Below are 18,948 nucleotides of genomic sequence, written 5' to 3'. Positions count from 1 at the left end.
TTACTTTATAAATTATGAGGTTTCTTTACAAGCAAAGCGCTCATTTTTCGGTATATTTGCCTGTGTAATGTGAGTTGAGCATAGTTTTTATGAGCGCGATCGCAAACTCTAACCAACCCGAAGACAAGCCAAAGACTTCGCGAGTTTCATCTTATTGGCGAAATATCCCTTGGAAAAAGTTATCCAGTTTGGTCATGGCGATCGCCCTGTGCTTTTACCTCACAGCTTGCGGTGGTAATAATAAGCCAGTCAGTAAAGCCACAGACAAAAAAGTTGTAACTAGCATCAACATCACCGAAGTTTCGCCACCCACTGAAATTCAACGCCTCAGTCGCCTACTCGATGGCTACGCACCTCAGGTCAGCATTGTCAGCCCAAAACCTGATGAAGTGCTAAACGACACCCAAGTCTCAGTGAAGTTTGATGTCAAAAATTTGCCGATTTTTAAAAATGCTGATTTTGGCTTAGGGCCACATATCCATGTGACTTTGGATAACCAAGAATACAAAGCAATTTACGACCTAAATCAAACCGCAACATTTGATCACCTCAGCGCGGGAACTCATACAATTCGAGCCTTTGCTTCGCGACCTTGGCATGAAAGCTTCAAAAACCAAGGTGCGTATGCACAGACGACCTTTAATGTATTGACAAAGACTGGCGAAAATACTCCCGAAGCAAAAACACCTTTGCTCACCTACAGCCGTCCTGTAGGAACCTATGGTGCTGAGCCAATCATGCTTGATTTTTATCTCCAAAATGCACCGTTGCATTTACTCGGCAAAGATGATGAGGCGATCGATGATTGGCAAGTTCGCGCCACCATTGATGGACAAAGCTTTACCTTTGATCGCTGGGAGCCAATCTATCTCAAAGGCTTTAAAACTGGACAAAATTGGGTAAAACTGGAATTGCTAGAACCAGATGGCGATGCGATCGCGAATGTATTTAACAGCACTGCCCATGTCATTAACTATCAACCAAATGGTACTGACACCCTAGCGCGTCTAGTCCGTGGGGAAAAGATTGCCAATATCGATGCGATCGTTAACCCAGACTATGTGCCACCTGCTCCTGAAGTTATACCTTCGCCTGTTGAGTCTGTCGCACCAGTCGTCACTCCTACGGAAAAGCCAACCGAATCACCTAAAGCTGAGGTTGTTAGCCCCACATCTACGCCAGTAGATGCACCCAAGGAAGAGACTAAACCTGTTGATAAAGCATCATCTGTAATTCCTGTAGTTCCTGTAATTCCTGTAGTTCCTGTTGCTCCAGCTGCACCAATTATTACAAAATCATCACCAGTAGCTGAGCCAGTCAAGGTTGAACCTATTCCGACTAAGGCAGTTCCAGTCCCAGAACCAGTCAAAGTTGAACCAATTAAAGTCAAAGATGCTCCTGTGTCTACCGAACCTGTAAAAACTGCGCCCATCAAGGCTAAAAACACACCAGTTACTGAGTCAGAAAAGGTTACTTCAGAATCTGCCAAGGCTAAATCTATAAATGTTGTAGAACCTGTCAAGAGCGCTCCTGCTCCAGTTAGGAGTAAATATGCCCCTATTGCAATACCAGGAAGACCGATCGCACCCAAAGTCTCACCTCAAGTAACAACACCTAAAGAAGCTCATCAGGAAGCCGCCAAAGAAGTCTCTAAAAATACAACTCTGGTAATACCAAAATCTGAACCACCCAAAGATGTTTTGCCTGAGAAGGAACCGAAGAAGTTCAAACCAACTGCTGCTCCAACAGATGTATTCAAAAATTTCAACTTTGATCCAAGTAAATTTTTCCCAACCAAAACTGAAGAAACAGAACCTGTAAATAAGTCTTCCGAGACCAAAGACATATCAGAAAATAAATCTGACGCTAAATCAACAGACAAGCCTCCAGCATTAACGGATTTGTCTACAACTACAACATCACCAATTAAAGTGTTAACTAAAAAATAGATAAAGGGCGGTGCTTAGCGCCGCCCTTTATCTATTTTCAAACGCGCTTGTGGGACTAAGTTGATTAGACTTCTTTTGGACATCCAAAACTCGGTAAATCCCTGTTTCTTGTGTTTTCCCTTTGAGAGCGAATTTACCCACAAACTCAGTCTGGAAATTATTATCTAAGCGCCGATGCGTTTCTTCACTAATCAAAATATGATGAGGTCCACCATCGACTTCTTTATTAAAGCTTTCTAGGCGCGATGCAACATTCACCGCATCTCCTAATACAGAATATTCCAGTCGCTCCGAACTTCCTAAACTTCCTGCAATTACAAGCCCAGAGTTAATACCAATTCCTGTCGAGACAGGAGGTAGACCTTGGGCTACCCATACCTCATTCATTTCTGCTAATTTATGAGCGATCGCTAAAGACGCAGCAACAGCACATTGAGCATCGCGGGTACGTTCCACTTCATTGCTATGGGGAATAGGCACGCCAAATACTGCCATCACCGCATCTCCAATATACTTATCGACCATGCCGCCATGGGCTAAAACTTCGTTAGCAATCGTTCCCAAATAATTATTGAGCCAATTTAGTGTCTCGCCTGGAGCTTGCGCCTCCGCCGCAGTACTAAAGTTTCGCATATCCGTAAACAAGACCGTAACATATACCTCTTGTCCCGTGATCCGACCCTCTAGCAAAAATTTTTCACGGTTTGACCAAATAATATCGGCTAATTCCTTGGAGACATGTCGTGAGAATAATCCCATCAGCACTTTGCGTTCTGATTGCTGAATTGCAAGCTGATAAGCCATGACTAGTACATTTGAAGAAATTAAACCCAACAAGGCTGGAAATAATGGTATCCACAGAGCCTGACCAAAGGCAAAATAGCTAGCCCAAACTAAACCACCAGAGAAGAGAACTAAAAGCCCTATATTTTTACCAGCATGAGCAATAAATGCTGCCATTGCACCACCAGCGATCGCCCAAAACAAAATCCAAATATTTTCAATATCGTTTGACCACACCTGAATAAATTTGCGATCGTCTAAAGTACTACTAATCAACTGGCTGACAATATTTGCATGGATTTCCACTCCATACATCACATCACCATCAACACTGACAGGAGTGGGGAAGCTATCTTTGAGGCTTTCCGCAGTCACCCCAATAAGGACAATGCGATCGCGCAGTTTCTCAGGATCAACTCGCTTCTCAAGTACATCAGTCGCTCGAATATGCTCAAAAGCTCTCGATTTCCCTCGATAGCGAATCATCATTTGATATCCACTATCATCCTCCTTACGATATGCACCGTAATTTGCCGTTACCCTCGGAATAATTTGTTTGCCCGCCGTAAATTGAATTGCGGCTGGGTTAAATTCAAGTTGCTTGCCGTGTAATTTTTTTAAATATAAATTGGCGATTTCAAAGGCTAAAGAACCTGAATCTCCAACTATTGAAGCCCGCCGCACAAGTGCCCCTTTGTCGGTGGGTAAATTCACATATCCATAGCTGCTAATTGGTTCTAAATCTTTTGCAGGATCGACACCACTCCGACCTTCGACTGTTGCAATAAATTTAGCATTAACTACATTTCCAGCATTTTTAACTGCGGCAACTAACTCACTACGTCCTTCTAGAACTGGTAAATCCAGATATTTATCAATGCCGATCACGGCTGGTTTAGCTACGGAAATTTGGTTAATCAGTCTGGCAAATAAGCGATCCGAAATTGGCCATCGCTCAGAATACAACTTAGAGAAGTCTTGAATATCTGCTTCCGAAATCTCGACAATCACAACACGGCGATCGGGAGGTTCTTTGAGCTGCGATCGCATCAAGCTGTCATAAACCCAAAGCTCCACTTCCTTAAAAGCTCCGCTTTCCCTTAAGCCCAATACCCCTAAAGACAATGAAAACGTAATCAATCCAGCTACTAATTGCTGATGATTACGTTTACAAAAAGCTCCGAAATTAACCAAAGCACCAGGAAGTTTCATTGCGATCGCTATAAGAACATTGACTTCACAATATTCTATCTACATCTCTGGATACTCATACATCAGCGAAATTGCGTGAACAAAAAATGGGCGGTGCTTTGCACCGACCATTTTCGGGGAAATTATTTCCAGTTTTTAGCAACAATTTCAGCTAAGTCAACAACACGTTGGCTATAGCCCCATTCGTTGTCATACCAAGCAACAACTTTAACCATATTGCCACCCATAACCATCGTCAAAGAAGAGTCAACGATCGAAGACGCATCAACACCACGATAGTCGATAGACACCAAAGGCAATTCGTTATATTCCAAAATGCCTTTCATTGGACCTTCGGCAGCAACGCGGAATGCTTCATTAACTTCTTGAGCGATCGTGGCTTTTTCCACTTCGACCACAAAGTCAACGACTGAAACGTTAGGAGTTGGCACTCGCAAAGCAATACCATTCAATTTGCCAGCTAGTTGTGGTAATACGAGTGCAACTGCTTTTGCCGCACCTGTGGAGGTTGGTACAATGCTCAAAGCAGCAGCTCTAGCACGACGCAAATCACGGTGGCTAGCATCAAGCAAGCGTTGGTCACCAGTGTAGCTGTGGGTGGTAGTCATTACACCTTTAACAATGCCAAAGTTTTCTAGCAAGACTTTGGCAACGGGTGCTAAACAGTTGGTGGTGCAACTAGCATTACTGATGATGTGGTGAATATCATGGTTGTAATCTTTATCATTAACACCAACGACAAATGTACCATCTTCGTTTTTACCAGGGGCAGTAATTAGAACTTTCTTAGCACCTGCACCAATATGTCGGCCAGCTCCAACTTTATCGATAAATACACCCGTAGATTCGATGACTAAATCAATGCCCCAATCTTTCCAAGGTAAATTGTCAGGATTGCGATCAGAAACCGTTTTGATGGTTTTGCCATTGACAGTAATTGTGGTGTCATCAGCACTAACTTCTCCAGCAAATTTGCCGAGCATGGAGTCGTACTTTAGCAAGTGAGCGTTGGTACGGGGATCGGACGTATCGTTAAGTCCAACTAGTTCTATGTTTGTCTCTGAGCGACCAGCCCAGCATCTGAGAAAGTTACGTCCGATACGCCCAAATCCATTAATCGCTACCCTGATAGTCACTTCTTATCGCCCTTTATATAAATTTAACTTTTTACTTTAATCTGATGCTTATGATACCGAAAAACCGTCACCAATTTATTGTCTATTCAAGCAAAATTTTGAATCTTTCTAAAATCAAAAAGGTAGGGGCAATTCATGAATTGCCCCTACCTTTTTGATTTTTAGATAAAATAGGCTATGCGTATTTCATCTGTTTTTTATTGACTACACCGTAGTTGGAATTTTCGATTTCACTGGTGCAAAGCTAGGTACAACGATCGACTTGTCCTGTTTAGTCAGGCGATCGTATAGCTCCTTGGTATTAGGGTAGTTAGCCGCAGGGAAAGTTTCAAAGCGGTTGTAAGGTACTACATCTTCGCCAAAAGCATCGAGGTATTCGCGGCTGTTAACCATTTCCGTCACCATCGCCTTGATACCGCTAGTAGCCAAAATCACGTTGTATTTACGGATTTCTGCTTGATCGAGGGGTGCACGTCCTAAGAAATGCTTTGTACCCAATTCGATAACCTTGGTGTTGGGGAATGGTGCGTAGAATTCCTTGATATAGAGTTCGGATGTACCGATCGCCAAAATGAATTCCTTGACCGTGGTTTCTTCGTTGAGCAACTTAGAAGTAAACTGGCTGAACTGTGAGTCAGCAACATAGGCATCCATGTCCCGCTCGAACACTTGACGGTAAGCTGCACGTACCAATGCGCCTGTTTCCACAGGATCGGTGGTGGTGAGCTTGAAAATCTTGCGTTGTTCGCGCTTCTTATCAACACCTTGGTTGATGCGATCGCGGATCGATACAGAGGAGCGCTCTTCGGTGACTTGACCAAGTTCAATGAACTTAGCGGTTGGTTCAACCACAACCTTAGTGCCTTTTTCTTCACCCAAGGTGCTGTTGCGATTGTTGCGAAGTGATACACCTGCGGGAGTCAAATAGCGCTCGTAAGGAACGGTATCTTCGCCAAAGGCTTGCTCGTATTCCTTGGTCTCAAGGATCGCATCAACGACTGCATAGAAGCCTTTCTTGGATGCAAGATCAAAGTAAGCGTTCATTTCAGGGCGACCATAGGTAGGACGACCTAATAGACGGCGGTGAGTATATTCGATCGCTTTACATACATAAAGCTTCGTCCAATAGCGATCGCGGAATAAAGGCGACTTAGCCAAGATGCGGACAAATTCGCGTACCGAGATTTGACCATTTTCCAACTTGCTCTCGGCTGCCGTGAGGCGCTGACCTGCAAAAGGAATGTAGCCAGTGACTTGTAAGTAAATTGCGCGAATCACAGCTTGAGTAGAGCTTTCCGAGTTATTAACACTCTGACCTTTAATCGAACTGATTCTAGCTCCTTTGCCAATCTTGACGCTATCGCGTTGGGTTTGATCGAGCTTGAATACCTTGGGACTCATTGAATCAATCGAGCCAGTTGCCGCAGGATTACCAAGTTGGTTGGTGATACCAGCACCATTACGAATCAAGATGCGGCGAGTATCCTTACCAAAAGGCGCAGGGGATGCACTAGGATTACGAGTTTCTTTAGGGAAGATCGCGCCAAATTGGATTTCGAGAGGATCATTACCAGCGCCATAAACATGCTGATCTGGCAATGGTTGCTCATAGGCTGCAAACAAGGTAATAAATTGAGGAACCTTACGGAAAGGTGCAGAGTAGTTGAACAAGTCAAACTGTGCGCCCCAGTTACGTGCGGTTTGGGCTTCTTGTCCGTATCCACGTTGGTAAGGGACGGTTTCTTCGCCGAAGTAGTCGCTGTACTCTCTGGAGTTAACTAGAGCATTGACTAGTGCAGGCAAACCACCTTTGGAGACGATCGCAAAGTAAGCGGCAACTTCTTCACGGCTTTCGGGTGAGCGTCCAAGGAAATGCTTGAATGCTAGCTCAACTGCACGGGAGTTGATGAAAGGTAGAAAGAATTGATCGCGGTATAGAGGCGATAAACCTAAGCGGCGCACAAACTCACGCACCGAGATTTCACCATTTTTCACCTTAGAGTCAAGGTCAGAAACACCTTGGCTGTAAGCACGGGCGATATCACGCTCGAAAACTTGGCGATAGGCAGCCTTAACTACTTCATTTTTCTCAGCTCCCGTCATGGCAGCCTTCATTACAAACTTCTGGCGACGCTCAGCAGTATTGAAGTAAATCTGAGGCAGTGCAAGCCCTTGAAGGTCAGGAGAATTACGCTGACGGACTTTAGGTGAAGGGGTCGCTGCTTTGAATTCAGCGATCGCTACATCCATATATTGCTTGATAATTTCGATCGCCGCAGGATCGTTGAGGAAATAACCTGCTGCGGCTTGCTTCATGGTTTGCAAAGCAACAATAGTTGCGTCAGTGGAGCAAGCTGCTTCAATGATTTCACGCAAGCCACGCACGTTTTGGGCAAGAATATTTGGGTCACCTGCAACGATCGCATAGGTGGCATAGCGCAAGAACCATGACAAGTCGCGTAGGGACTTCTTCATGCGGTCTGCGCCATAACGAGAAATGTTAATGGGGCGGAAATTGGCTGGCACAGAATCAACAACGCCAGTAATGCCTGTGTTACTGAAGAAATTCTTGATTGTCCCTAAAAAGCCACCTTCGCTTGCCTCAGTATAAGTAGTTGTACCAAGCTCCATGCCGATCTTGACATCAACTACTCGACCAGCGCGATCGACCTCCAAGGCTTCGGAATTTTTGGGTTTTTCCAAAAATGCCATTGCTGAACCACCCGTAAAAATACGGCTAGCAGCCTTGGATACGATATTGTCAGAGTTTTTTGTCAAAATTTCTGCAATTTCGAGGCGTTTTAGTCCAGATTGAAAATATATGGATAAATCATCTAATTCGCTACGAGTCGCAAAGCGATCTTGTTGCTCTATCTGAGAAATTGTGGAAGTTAAAGCGGTCTGATATAGACTGGGGCGGGCATTTACTGCACCACTTGACGCTGTTACGCTCATGTGTCTGCCTTGAGATCTTTAAAGGGTATGTAAAAAGTCGAAATAATATCTACCCAAGTATAGGGTTTTCCAACTTAAATATATATCTCTATCTCATCAGAAAATGCCGCATTTACAGGTATTTCAACTAGAAAGACACGATAAGTTTTGTAAAGCACGTATGTTGGTTGCGCTATGTATTTATATATAGCTGTAAGTAGGGCATATTGGCGATCGCTATAGCGATCTTTGTTAAGCTAAATTTGGGTTTAAATTTTTGGATCTTGTTCTCAGCATTAAAGATCTAGGTTTACAACTGCCCGTATTTTTCTCTAAACAATCATGATGAATACTCCAACCTTACCAAGAGAGCAAGCTACTACATCAGTAAGTGAAGAAATCGAGAAATCCAGACCACTATCTGAAAATCGGGTCTTGCTTCATGGGGTGAGTTGGGAAACTTTTGAGTGCTTACTTGCAGATGTTGGTGATCGTCGTAAAACTCTATTCAATTATATTAAAGGTAATTTAGAGATTATGTCTCCGCTCTCACTCCATGAAGGAAGCAGTCGTTTTTTCGATAAGCTATTGACTATTTTCGTTGATGAACTGGATATCGATATGCGATGTTTAGGCTCGCTATTAATGAAAAGCTCAGAACTAAAAATTGGTGGGGAGCCAGATTCCTGTTATTACATCAAAAATGAGTTGGCTATTCGCGCTCAAGAAAATGTCATCGTTGGACAAGATCCTCCTCCTGATCTGGTTTTAGAAGTGGATATCACGAATCCTAGCGATCGCCGTTTACCGATCTATGCGCTTCTCGGTGTGCCTGAAGTCTGGCTTTATGATGGTTATAGTTTAGAGTTTTTAGCTTTGCAAAATGGGGTATATGTGGCGATAGAAAATAGTTTATCGTTTCCGACTTTACCCGCCGCAATTATTGTGGAATATGTGCAGAAGCGATTGATATTAGGCGAAAGTAAGACTTTAAAAGAGTTTCGTGGATGGGTGAGGGCAAATTATTCACAGCAAGGGGAAGTTTAAACTTGAGTGCAATCGCTATTTCAGCAAAAATCAGATCTTTTTCGGCTTGCGGTAGAGCTAAAATAATTACACAGAAGTTTCGGGCTTCATCCAATCAAAGCAATACAAAATAATCACGATGGATACTTCAACTTTATCAAGGCAACAGGTTATTGAGGTGATAGACACATTGCCAGATGATGCTTTTTCTGAACTTATTAGTTTTATTGGATATCTGCGTTACAAGTCAGTTGAGCAAAAGCCTGAGGAGCCTAAACCCAACTTTCTGCTTTCAATTGCTGGGATAGGAAGTTCTATTGAAAAAGATGTTTCAGATAGAGATGAAGAAATTTTAGCTAGTGAAATAAATTCAATTAGCGGTTGGAGCATACGTATATGAAAAATTTATTTTCTTGGAGAATAAAACCATCTGAAGCTGAATTTTCTGATTTATGGAAAAACGCCACATTTGTTTTTGATACAAATTTTCTCCTCGACTTATATCGAGTATCACGTTTTACGGCAGAAGATTATCTAAATAACATATTGGAGCATATTCAAAATAGAGTTTGGTTGCCTCACCAAGTAGCTAGTGAATTTTTTGATCGTCGTGAAGGTGTCATACAAAAAGAGGCAGAATCTTTTCAAAAGGCTATATCAGAGCTTGAGAAATGGAAAGCTGAGCAGCAAAGCTTTAGTAGGCTTCGTGGCTGTCTTAGTCAAGCAGGAAGGATAGTTTCATCTGAGGTGGAATGCTTATTTAATGATCAGAAAACATATTTTGACTCGATTGAACAGGTAGAGAAATCTTTTAGAGAAAAGATAGAGCAACTAGAAAAAGATCATGCTTCACTTAATCCAGATGAAGATTTTATTCTGGAAAAACTTCTCTTGCTATTTGACACCAAAGTAGGAGAACCTTTCCCAGAAGAAGATTTGACAAATCTAAAAAAGGAAGCTGATGAAAGATATCAAAGATTGCAAGCCCCTGGATTTAAGGATAAAAATAAAAAAGATGAACGAGAATACGGAGATTTTCTTCTTTGGAAACAAATACTAAATTTTGCAAAAAAAGAATCTCGACCAATTATTTTTGTGACTGGGGAAAAGAAAGATGATTGGTGGATAAAGCGAAATGGAAAACCAGTCTCTCCGCGTGAAGATCTAAGGTGCGAATTTCTAGAGGTTACTCAGCAACCATTTTGGATATATCAAACGCAGGATTTCCTTGATTTAGTTGTTCAGAGGTTAAAAATTAAGATTGAGCAAAGATCAATTGATGAAACAATCGCAATTGCCGATCTTGAAACTGATGACGAATCTCTAAGACAAGATCTCGAACAAATACAAATTTCTGACTCTACAACGCAGTCTCTTGAGCAGAATAAGATGTCTAAAGCATTTTCACAAATGGTTGCTGGGTCTAATTTGGTGGCTAAGGCAATGGCTGAGCAGTATAATTTGGCTGGTGTTTCTCAAATACTTGCTGCGTCTAATCAAATACTGGCTGAGCAGTATAATTTGGCTGGTGTTTCTCAAATACTTGCTGCGTCTAATCAAATACTGGCTGATCGGTCTAATGGAATTAATGCCCTAGCCCAAACGGCAGATGATTTATCACAAGTCCATGAACAGGCAAAGATTGCTGAGAGTGACGATAGTTAGTACTAAGTTTGTTAAGCAAAACTCGACAACTAGGGAACAACAAATGGGAACTATACCTTTAACCGAAGCTCAAGTTAAGCTTCAATATCTAATAAATGAAGTTTCACAGTCTCAAGATTGGAAAGGGATTCAAGAAACAATCTATTTACTTTCAATCCCTGAAGTGGGAGAGTCAATTGTAGAAGGTTTAGCAACTCCCATTAGTGAATGTAGCGAGACATTAGAATGGTGAATTGAGAAATTATGGCGCGATCGCAGATCTTGTAAAATACTTTAATACTCATTAAAATTTATTGGAATAGTTTTTTATGCTTCAAAGACTCTATGTACATAATTTTAGATGCTTGGAGAATTTTGAACTAAATCTAAAAGATCTGCCCTCTTCACTTTTAATTGGCAAAAATGGCACAGGCAAGTCAACGATCGCTTCGGCGTTAGAAGTATTACAAAGTATAGGTCGAGGCATTAATAGAGTTAGTCAGCTTATACAGACTAAGGACTTTAATAATGGTAGATCTGGTATTCCAATCCGTTTTGAAATAGAAGTATTACTTAAAGAGCAATTATATAAGTATGTCCTAGCGTTAGAATTATCGACCGAAAATTCCAAGGAAATCCGCATATTTGAAGAGCATTTGTTAGTTGCTGGAATTCCAATTTATTCGCGTGAAGCTTCACAGGTCAGCCTTTACACCAGTCCAGCTCTGTTTCAATTAGGCTGGAATCTTGTTGCTCTTACATTAATTCAGGTGCAATCAGAGACTGATCCTCTTTATATTTTCAAGAATTGGCTATCGCGCATGATTATTTTAGCTCCGATCCCAAGCTTGATGACAGGAGAATCTAGTGGTGAGACTCTGGAACCAAAGCGGGATGGATCAAATTTTGGCGAATGGTTTTCTGGCTTACTGAGACGATACCCCGCCGCTTATACACAAGTTGACAGATATCTTCGAGAAGTCATGCCCGATATTCAGGATATCCAGAATGAACTAATTGGCAAAGATGCTAAAAGCATGATTGTTCAGTTTGAAGCAAATAATCAAATATTGAGTCTGGATTTTAAAGACTTATCTGATGGCGAAAAATGCTTTTTTCTCTGTGCTGTCGTTCTAGCAGCCAACAAATACTATAGTCCTTTTTGCTTCTGGGATGAGCCTGACAACTATCTTTCACTATCAGAAGTTGGACATTTCATCACAACTTTACGGCGCTCATTTAAGAATAGTGGACAAATTTTAGTAACGTCGCATAACGAAGAAGCGATTCGCAAGTTTTCTAACGAAAATACTTTTATACTCGATCGCAAAAGTCACTCAGAGCCAACTTTGATTAGGATGCTTAGTGAGATACCTATAAATGGCGATCTTGTGAATAGCTTGATTCTTGGCGACATAGAACTATGAGCGTGAATAAGTTTGTTGAGCATATTCTTGTGCTACCTGAAGATGATGCTAATCGCCAAATTATCAATGGATTTATTCTTAATTCAAACGTTAACGAAACTGCTATTCAGGTTTTACCGATCGCTAATGGCTGGAAAAAAGTGGTAGATAAATTCAAGAACGATCATGTTTCTGAGATGGGAAAATTCCCAAAGAGAATGATTGTCTTGGTTATCGATTTTGATGATTATAAGGAACCAGATGGATTGAGTTATGAAAATCGACTAATTTATATCAAGAGTCAAGTTCCAGAGGAGCTACAAGAACGGGTATTTATTCTTGGCTCTCGGACTGCACCAGAGAAACTGAAGAATGATATGAAAAAGAGTTTTGAAGACATTGGCGAAGCTCTTGCTAAGGATTGTGTTGAAAATATGAATGAAACATGGGAGCATCACCTTCTTAGACATAACGAAAATGAGCTGAAGCGTGTACGTCTGGCTGTCAAACCATTTCTCTTTAATTAACGTCAGATTCTTAAAAATTGTTGGTAATGTTGCTAGTCATTTTTTAGTATGAATCTAGAGTCAATAAGCAAGATTGTGTATTGTCGCACCCCAAAAGATATAATCGCTTAAGACTTGTTTACATAATCATAGATACAATCACAGATTTATATGGCAGAGGTTACTTTTTTTAACGCCTCTCTTCAGCGAAAAGACCTTCTTGGCTATTTTATTGAGACTGAATCTAGTACCGTACTTATCTAAAAACCGCAATAGCTAGTAAATAAGTTAGTGGTGCGCAGCTTTGCCGCGCACCACTAACTTATTTACTAGGAAGAATTAGGTCGTAAAGCGACTTATCCTTTTGTGTTTTTAATCTTGTGCTGTTTCAGAATAGGCTCTGTTGTGGAACTCCCAATGATATTGCGAAGTCTTAATCTATAGGATTTTAAGATGGACAGATTAAATCAGAGCTCATCTTAATCTCAAAAATTAGTTTGGGATGTCACCTATGAAATCTATCAAAATTTGTGCTTTCATCTTTGCAGAGATTGCTACTCTAGCCACATTTGCACCACAATTTACCTCTAGTGTCAGTGCTCAATCTATTACAGACAAAAGCTGCGTTGCTAATATTATTGGTGAAGATATTGGCTCTCAAGTTAATATCTGATCGGGTGCAGGAACCATTTTTAACGTCATAGGTACGGTATCGGTAGGCAATCTGGTGATTGTCGCCAATGACGACCGAGAAACAAGTGGTGTTGTCTCTCCACTTAGTCGCCAAGATAGCCAAGGAGATGTCTGGTACTTGACCACAAGATTTAGAGCAAGTGATTATAAGGGCTGGATTAGAGCAGATTTCTTGAGACTAAAATGTCCTAATCCATAAAAAAGAGATGGAGTGCCAAAGCACTCCATCTCTTTTTTATGAATCTCTTTGTTTCAAGATAAATTCAGCGATCGCTAAATCCTGTTGAGTGGTTATTTTGAGATTAGTTTCTTCTCCCATCACAATCTGTACTGCCAAGCCAACTTTTTCTAATAAAGCTGCGTCATCGGTAACTTCCCATCCTAACTCTATTGCTGTGAGATGAGCATTTTTGATCACTTCTAATTGGAACCCTTGGGGAGTTTGAGCAGCCCAGAGATGATCTCGGTTGGGGGTATCGACAATGGTTAGACCATCGACGATTTTAATAGTATCTTTGACGGGAACAGCCGCAATGAAACCTTGCATTTTTTGCAAAGCTTCGTCACAGCGATCAAATAATTCAGGCGTGGCTAGGCATCTTGCGCCATCATGAATTAAAACGCGATCGCAGTCTATTGGTAAAGCTTTTAAGCCATTAAATACGGAAGCTTGACGGGTTGCTCCACCTTGAATTAGTCGAATTGGTTTAAGTTGACTAATCTCATTAAAAATCTTTTGAAATTCTGGATAGTCATGGGGTTGTCCCATTACTCCGATCCAAGCGATCGCTTCGGATGCGATCGCAGCTTCGAGAGTCCATTGCAAAATTGGTTTGCCTAGCAGTGGTAGCAGCAATTTATTGCAATCAGCTCCCATGCGTTTGCCGCTACCCGCCGCAGGAATTAATAAATGACAGGTCATAGGTTAATCGGCAAGATGCCACCAACCAAAGGCGGGACCAATAAACCGAATTGTCACCCAAATGACTACCATTGCACCAATACCATACCAAGCCGCTTGGGTAGAAACTTTCACAAATGTGTCAGCCTTGTCTTTGGTTAAAAAAGGTATCCAAGATGCGATCGGCTCTGAGCTTCCATACTTTTCACCCATGACTTCCTTACGGCGCTTTGACTCGCCCATAGCTAATGCTCCTACTAACTAAATAATTTATCCCATGATATCAGTTCGGTTTCTTAAAACCCAAAGGAGAGTTGCGGCGCGAAGCGCCGCAACTCTCCTTTGGGTTTTAGGGGCTTACATAAAATAATTGATCCCCAAAATATGGTGGCGTGACTATGAGATCAGAATTGCCGTCGGTGTCTTTAATTTTTCGTTACCAAGAAATTCGATTTTTTAAAGTCTTACAGCAAGAGCATTATTTGGAGATGAGTGAGATGACGATTTATCGTACAAGTGATGCGATCACTCGATTTCGTCCTCGGTTTTTTGCCTCATACATCGCTTGATCGGTACGGGAAATTAAGCCTTCGATACTCCGTTCCGATGTGGGAATCAGGCTAGCGACACCAATGCTCAGGGTAATAAGATCGCTTATATCAGAATTATCGTGAGGAATTGCGAGATTGGCGATCGCGGTTTGGGTGACTGCGGCAACCTTTAGCGCCCCTTCCATATTTGTATTGCTCAAGATCACGGCAAATTCTTCACCACCATAGCGAGCTACTAAATCAGTTGGACGCTGTGTGACTCTAGCAATTTCCTGTGCAACTCGAATTAAACAATTGTCTCCAGCCTGATGCCCATTACTATCGTTGTAGCGTTTGAAATAGTCAATATCGATCAGGATTAGTGAGAGAGGATTTTGTTCTCTTTGATGACGTAGCCATTCTGTTGCTAGGTAATCATCAAAGCAGCGACGATTGGCTATCTGGGTTAAACCATCTAAATTAGCAATCAATTCCAATTTGTCATTTGAGTTCTGTAAAGCGAGTTCAGTTTGCTTGCGGGTGGTAATATCGCGGATCGTAATCGCAAACCCATCGCCTAACTTCACAACAACATAGTGATACCAATAAGAATCCCCTGAAACATAGTTAAAATCTTCATCTAAAGGTTCGCCCAAATCAACAACTTTCACAAAGCGATCGAATAGGTCTGGAGAAATATTTTTAAGAAGCTCTTTCAGAAATGATTTGCCAATTAAATCTTCACGCTTACGGTTGAGGACTTTAGATACTATGGGATTAACCACCAAGCAACAAAAATCTTGAATATCGCCCGTAAGCGGATCTCGGACTGCTTGCATAGCCGCAATTCCATCTAAAGAACTATTTAAAATACCAGAAAGGATAGCTCTGGATTGATATAAGATTTCTTCAATTTCCTTGCGTTTTATAATTTCTTCTTGCAAGATTCTATGTTGTTTCTGAATCGTTAAATGAGCTTCTAAACGAGCCACGACTTCTTCTATTTGAAAGGGCTTCGTGATATAATCCACACCACCCACTTGAAATGCCTTTAATTTGTCAAAAGCTTCGTCTAACGCACTGATGAATAGTATGGGAATATCACACAAATCGGGATCGGCTTTAAAAGCTTCACAAATTTGATATCCATCCATCTCTGGTATTTTCACATCTAATATAATTATGTCGGGGAGTTTCGACTTTATAGTCTTGAGTGCTCTACTTCCACTGATAGCACAACGAACTGTGTAGCCAAGCTTAGAGAGTGAATCAGTTAACAACTTTAAATTTTCTGGTAAATCGTCAATTAAGAGAATATTGCCTTTTTTCTTAGATAGAGAATCAAGATTCACTAAAGCTCCTTTAACTAATTGATACATGGTTTTCTCATCTAAGATAATAACTCTAGTAATTCATCAAATTTATATTGTCGATTATGTTTCTTGAGGACTTTTACTATATGTGATTCTTGGTTAGGGATCTCTTGAATCAGTTCTGTAACGCGATTACTATCAGCTTCAAGTAAAGCTTCGTATATTTGCGATCGCCATTGATCAGACATTACGGCTAAATCTATAGATACCAATACAGGATCGTAGCGATCGCTAATTGTACCTTCAGGAGCTATCTCCTGATAAATGTATTGCACGCCTAAATGCTTCGCAAGAGTATCAAAAATTACATGTTCTTTGAAAGGCTTGCGAACAAAGTCATCACATCCCGCCGACATCACGATCGCTTTTTCTTCTTCTAACACACTTGCAGTTAAAGCAATTACTGCCGTAGCATTACCTTTGGTGGTGGATTTAATATATTTAGTCGCCTCATAACCATCCATCACGGGCATCCGCATATCCATCCAGATTAAATGCGGTTCCCACTCATCCCAAATTGCGATCGCCTCTTGTCCGTTACTGGCTTCTTTGATCTCAAATCCTAAAGGGGCGAGGATCCTCATTAATAACTGACGGTTAATCGCTTTATCATCCACCGCCAAAAGTTTATAAGTCGGTTGATTTGGGGCGATCGCAATTACTCGTCTTAGATCGGCTTCTTCATTACTAGTTTCCTTACCCGATTGCGCCTGAATTGAGAAGCTAAAAGTTGTACCTTTACCCAATTGACTCTCGACCGTAATATCTCCTCCCATTAACTGTACAAACTGATGACTAATTGCTAATCCTAATCCTGTACCTTCTTGAGATTCTCGTCCTGATTCTGTTTGACTAAAAGCCTCAAATAATTTGTCTAATTCTGTAGAGGAAATCCCCACTCCCGTATCACGAACGCTGAAATTTAAAGTATATTCTTGAGGATCTTGATTTTCTATAGAATTGACACTCAAAACCACTTCGCCTTGATGCGTAAATTTCAGCGCATTACTCAATAAATTTAGTAAAACCTGACGTAATTTCACTCCATCTGTATAAATATAATGGGGCAAATTATCACAGCGATCGAAGATTAGCTCTAATCCAGCATTTACCGCTTGCAGATGCAGCATATCGTCCAAATCATCAAGCAATTGATAGAGGTCAATATCCTTTTGATTGAGAGTCGTTTTCCCTGCCTCAATTTTAGAAAAATCCAATACATTATTGATTAAAGTTAGTAAATATTCTCCACTATGCTGAATAATTCCTGCATTTTCATACTGTGCGGATGGTAAATGTTTGGTGCGTAACGTAAGCTGCGAAAAACCAATGATTGCAGTAAGAGGCGATCGCAGTTCATGGCTCATGTTAGCGATAAAAGTACTTTTAGCCTGATTTGCTACTTCTGCATTGTCTTTAGCAATAACTAGCTCTACGGTACGTTCCTCCACTCGATTTTCCAAGGTTTCAAAGGACGTTTGTAACTCGGTCGCCATTTGATTAAAAGAGTCCGATAAGATTGCTAATTCTGTAATATTTTCAAATCCTAAAAAGCCTTGTTCGAGAGTAGATTTTTGCCATTCTTGATGGGCTAAAGTCTGGCTTGCTTGACTTAATTTTTGGATCGGCTTGGTAATTCGCCTTGCAGTCAAAACACCGATTCCAGTAGCGATTAGCAAGGTAAAACTACATAGAACAATTGTCCATTGAGTATTTGCCTGAATTTCTGCCATGAAATCAGATTCAGGAACGATCACAACTGTTAACCAATCCAAATCTACTTGATCTTGAAATGGAACAATTTGAATATAATATTTCCTGTTATCAATAACTACGCTAAGATTTTGACTATTTTTAATTTGGTAAAAATCAGTAAAATACTTTTTCAAATAAATGGCTGCTTTTTGAAATACCAAGTTGTTACTATTAATAATATTTAAACGCTCTGGTTTAGCGAGCTTATTCTTCCCTACGGTTTGCTTAGGATTAGTTACAGGTAATTCCGATATCAAAGGATTTTCGTTGGTAGAACTATCAATTAGTAATCCTTCTCGATCTATAATAAAAGCTTGACCAGTTTTGCCTATTTTTAGGCTTTTCAAGAAATTCCCCAGTTGTGTTAAGGATACTGACGAACCAACAATTCCTTGAAAGACATTGTTGCGATCGTAATAAGGCATAAAGTTTAAAGCAACAAAAGGAGACTTATCAGTTTTAATGCGTTCAACATTAATTATCCAAATTAAACGATTGGCTTTTTTTGCTTTTTCATACCAAGGGTCGTTAGGTGGATATTTATGGGTGTCAGATTTGTTGGAACTTCTAACTAGTTTAAGTCGGGTTCCTTGATTGTCAGCAATGTAACTATTGAAAAAGTAATTAGTTGATTGATCTCTGATACTAATAGTCTGAGAATTATCATCATTTTTTTGTAAAATCAAAAGCTCTTTTTGTTCATTAATAATCCCTAAAGAACCGATGCCATCAAAAGCTTGCAGTTGTTGCCGAAAGTACTGCTCTAAGTCCACAAAATCTTGCGAAGGAATCATGCCAAGTTTAATAGCATTAGCATTACTTTGGAGAACTTCTGTAGGTTTACGAAAGTAATTTTTTAGGTTCTCATGAATGCGATCGCCCACCTCTTTCATTAAAGATTCAGAAATGTCTTCTACCGCTTTTTGTCCACTGCGATAAGAAAGATAGCCTACTAGACCCACTGAGCCGACAATTTGTAAAACAAAGGGGATGATCAATATTAATCTCAGGGAGATTTGGCGATTTTTCTTTTGTGTTCGATTTTTATCGCTAATCATTAACTCTTAGAAGCTATTAGGCAATGGAAAATTATAATTATT

Annotated in this window: 16 protein-coding genes; 9 read left to right on the top strand and 7 right to left on the bottom strand. The window is 40.7% G+C overall.

The window, feature by feature from the left end; genetic code table 11:
- Positions 1-89: 89 nt before the first annotated feature.
- Positions 90-1,949, top strand: a complete 1,860-nt coding sequence (locus CQ839_RS17630) for a hypothetical protein (RefSeq protein WP_103669604.1) — start codon at positions 90-92, stop codon at positions 1,947-1,949.
- A gap of 27 nt (positions 1,950-1,976) precedes the next feature.
- Here CQ839_RS17630 and CQ839_RS17625 read toward each other — a convergent pair whose 3' ends face one another.
- The 3 genes from CQ839_RS17625 to CQ839_RS17615 all read right to left on the bottom strand — a co-directional run bounded on the left by CQ839_RS17625 (position 1,977) and on the right by CQ839_RS17615 (position 8,035).
- Complete coding sequence (locus tag CQ839_RS17625) at positions 1,977-3,944, bottom strand: CHASE2 domain-containing protein (RefSeq protein WP_103669603.1); 1,968 nt, start codon at positions 3,942-3,944, stop codon at positions 1,977-1,979.
- 122 nt (positions 3,945-4,066) lie between these two features.
- Positions 4,067-5,080, bottom strand: coding sequence for a type I glyceraldehyde-3-phosphate dehydrogenase (locus CQ839_RS17620; RefSeq protein WP_103669602.1), 1,014 nt, complete (start codon positions 5,078-5,080; stop codon positions 4,067-4,069).
- Between the two features lie 204 nt (positions 5,081-5,284).
- Positions 5,285-8,035: a phycobilisome rod-core linker polypeptide gene (locus tag CQ839_RS17615; RefSeq protein WP_103669601.1), complete on the bottom strand. Its 2,751-nt coding sequence runs from the start codon at positions 8,033-8,035 to the stop codon at positions 5,285-5,287.
- Positions 8,036-8,356: 321 nt separating this feature from the next.
- Between CQ839_RS17615 and CQ839_RS17610 the strand changes: the two genes are divergently transcribed.
- From CQ839_RS17610 to CQ839_RS25220, 8 genes are all read left to right on the top strand, one after another.
- The gene (locus tag CQ839_RS17610) at positions 8,357-9,061 is read left to right on the top strand and encodes a Uma2 family endonuclease (protein WP_258040776.1); all 705 of its coding nucleotides are present in this window, start codon (positions 8,357-8,359) and stop codon (positions 9,059-9,061) included.
- 118 nt (positions 9,062-9,179) lie between these two features.
- Complete coding sequence (locus tag CQ839_RS17605) at positions 9,180-9,440, top strand: DUF2281 domain-containing protein (protein ID WP_103669599.1); 261 nt, start codon at positions 9,180-9,182, stop codon at positions 9,438-9,440.
- The gene (locus tag CQ839_RS17600; RefSeq protein ID WP_103669598.1) at positions 9,437-10,705 is read left to right on the top strand and encodes a PIN-like domain-containing protein; all 1,269 of its coding nucleotides are present in this window, start codon (positions 9,437-9,439) and stop codon (positions 10,703-10,705) included. Before CQ839_RS17605 ends, CQ839_RS17600 begins: the two co-directional genes overlap by 4 nt.
- A 43-nt stretch (positions 10,706-10,748) precedes the next feature.
- Positions 10,749-10,937 (top strand): type II toxin-antitoxin system prevent-host-death family antitoxin, encoded by a 189-nt coding sequence (locus CQ839_RS17595; protein WP_103669597.1) that lies wholly within the window; start codon positions 10,749-10,751, stop codon positions 10,935-10,937.
- A 76-nt stretch (positions 10,938-11,013) separates the two neighbouring features.
- On the top strand, positions 11,014-12,111 hold the full coding sequence (locus CQ839_RS17590) for an AAA family ATPase (protein ID WP_103669596.1): 1,098 nt from the start codon (positions 11,014-11,016) through the stop codon (positions 12,109-12,111).
- A complete protein-coding gene (locus tag CQ839_RS17585; RefSeq protein WP_103669595.1) occupies positions 12,108-12,617 on the top strand; it encodes a hypothetical protein in 510 nt (169 codons plus the stop codon). Before CQ839_RS17590 ends, CQ839_RS17585 begins: the two co-directional genes overlap by 4 nt.
- 490 nt (positions 12,618-13,107) lie before the next feature.
- Positions 13,108-13,269 (top strand): hypothetical protein, encoded by a 162-nt coding sequence (locus CQ839_RS25225; RefSeq protein ID WP_181016240.1) that lies wholly within the window; start codon positions 13,108-13,110, stop codon positions 13,267-13,269.
- 54 nt (positions 13,270-13,323) lie between these two features.
- The gene (locus CQ839_RS25220) at positions 13,324-13,488 is read left to right on the top strand and encodes a hypothetical protein (protein WP_181016239.1); all 165 of its coding nucleotides are present in this window, start codon (positions 13,324-13,326) and stop codon (positions 13,486-13,488) included.
- A gap of 36 nt (positions 13,489-13,524) precedes the next feature.
- Here the strand turns inward: CQ839_RS25220 and ispD are convergent, their stop codons facing one another.
- The 4 genes from ispD to CQ839_RS17565 all read right to left on the bottom strand — a co-directional run bounded on the left by ispD (position 13,525) and on the right by CQ839_RS17565 (position 18,846).
- Positions 13,525-14,211: a 2-C-methyl-D-erythritol 4-phosphate cytidylyltransferase gene (ispD, locus tag CQ839_RS17580; RefSeq protein ID WP_103669594.1), complete on the bottom strand. Its 687-nt coding sequence runs from the start codon at positions 14,209-14,211 to the stop codon at positions 13,525-13,527.
- 3 nt (positions 14,212-14,214) lie between these two features.
- Positions 14,215-14,433 (bottom strand): DUF2839 domain-containing protein, encoded by a 219-nt coding sequence (locus tag CQ839_RS17575; RefSeq protein WP_103669593.1) that lies wholly within the window; start codon positions 14,431-14,433, stop codon positions 14,215-14,217.
- Between the two features lie 262 nt (positions 14,434-14,695).
- The gene (locus CQ839_RS17570) at positions 14,696-16,099 is read right to left on the bottom strand and encodes a diguanylate cyclase domain-containing protein (RefSeq protein WP_181016238.1); all 1,404 of its coding nucleotides are present in this window, start codon (positions 16,097-16,099) and stop codon (positions 14,696-14,698) included.
- An 11-nt stretch (positions 16,100-16,110) separates the two neighbouring features.
- Positions 16,111-18,846 (bottom strand): ATP-binding protein, encoded by a 2,736-nt coding sequence (locus CQ839_RS17565; protein WP_219817805.1) that lies wholly within the window; start codon positions 18,844-18,846, stop codon positions 16,111-16,113.
- Between the last annotated feature and the right edge of the window lie 102 nt (positions 18,847-18,948).

The organism is Pseudanabaena sp. BC1403, assembly GCF_002914585.1.
In the GTDB taxonomy this organism is placed as follows: domain Bacteria; phylum Cyanobacteriota; class Cyanobacteriia; order Pseudanabaenales; family Pseudanabaenaceae; genus Pseudanabaena.
Note: the sequence above shows the minus strand (reverse complement) of the source record. Positions and strands in the feature narration are given on the sequence as shown.

What these genes read in the sequence shown, in the direction of transcription:
- CQ839_RS17595 (WP_103669597.1), top strand. Translation starts at nt 10,749, where the DNA reads ATGGGAACTATACCTTTAACCGAAGCTCAAGTTAAGCTTCAATATCTA.
- CQ839_RS25225 (WP_181016240.1), top strand. Translation starts at nt 13,108, where the DNA reads ATGAAATCTATCAAAATTTGTGCTTTCATCTTTGCAGAGATTGCTACT.
- CQ839_RS17605 (WP_103669599.1), top strand. Translation starts at nt 9,180, where the DNA reads ATGGATACTTCAACTTTATCAAGGCAACAGGTTATTGAGGTGATAGAC.
- CQ839_RS17630 (WP_103669604.1), top strand. Translation starts at nt 90, where the DNA reads ATGAGCGCGATCGCAAACTCTAACCAACCCGAAGACAAGCCAAAGACT.
- CQ839_RS17625 (WP_103669603.1), bottom strand. Translation starts at nt 3,944, where the DNA reads ATGAAACTTCCTGGTGCTTTGGTTAATTTCGGAGCTTTTTGTAAACGT.
- CQ839_RS17585 (WP_103669595.1), top strand. Translation starts at nt 12,108, where the DNA reads ATGAGCGTGAATAAGTTTGTTGAGCATATTCTTGTGCTACCTGAAGAT.
- CQ839_RS17615 (WP_103669601.1), bottom strand. Translation starts at nt 8,035, where the DNA reads ATGAGCGTAACAGCGTCAAGTGGTGCAGTAAATGCCCGCCCCAGTCTA.
- CQ839_RS17570 (WP_181016238.1), bottom strand. Translation starts at nt 16,099, where the DNA reads ATGTATCAATTAGTTAAAGGAGCTTTAGTGAATCTTGATTCTCTATCT.
- CQ839_RS17590 (WP_103669596.1), top strand. Translation starts at nt 11,014, where the DNA reads ATGCTTCAAAGACTCTATGTACATAATTTTAGATGCTTGGAGAATTTT.
- CQ839_RS17600 (WP_103669598.1), top strand. Translation starts at nt 9,437, where the DNA reads ATGAAAAATTTATTTTCTTGGAGAATAAAACCATCTGAAGCTGAATTT.
- ispD (WP_103669594.1), bottom strand. Translation starts at nt 14,211, where the DNA reads ATGACCTGTCATTTATTAATTCCTGCGGCGGGTAGCGGCAAACGCATG.
- CQ839_RS17575 (WP_103669593.1), bottom strand. Translation starts at nt 14,433, where the DNA reads ATGGGCGAGTCAAAGCGCCGTAAGGAAGTCATGGGTGAAAAGTATGGA.
- CQ839_RS17610 (WP_258040776.1), top strand. Translation starts at nt 8,357, where the DNA reads ATGATGAATACTCCAACCTTACCAAGAGAGCAAGCTACTACATCAGTA.